Source organism: Chryseobacterium sp. SIMBA_028 (assembly GCF_046535285.1).
Taxonomy (GTDB): Bacteria; Bacteroidota; Bacteroidia; order Flavobacteriales; family Weeksellaceae; genus Chryseobacterium.
In genome coordinates this window covers 1-245 of the sequence record NZ_JAWRWZ010000706.1, presented here as the reverse complement: position 1 = coordinate 245, position 245 = coordinate 1, and the positions used below count along the sequence as shown (strand labels likewise).

Here is a 245-nt window from a genome sequence, read left to right as displayed (position 1 = left end):
TCCACATGGCGTCCACTGCGGGAGCGCTTGTGAAAGTCAGGACGTCCAGGTTCCCGCTGCAGACGGCCTCGATCAGGCGGGGGAGTTTGTCCTCGCCGTCGGGCTTGACCCAACGGTAAGGCGCCACTGTCAGCACCGTGGCCCCGGACATCCGGAGCCGCTCCAGCTGCCGGACGTCGGTGTAGCCATGGAGCTGGACGGCCACGGTTTTGCCGCGGATTCCCTCCACCAGGAGCATGTCAACG

1 protein-coding gene is annotated in these 245 nt (G+C 66.1%); it reads right to left on the bottom strand.

The window, feature by feature from the left end; genetic code table 11:
- Nucleotides 1-245, bottom strand: a 245-nt coding sequence (locus tag SCA31_RS25080) for a uroporphyrinogen-III synthase (protein WP_410699653.1), incomplete at both ends; no start/stop codon positions are given.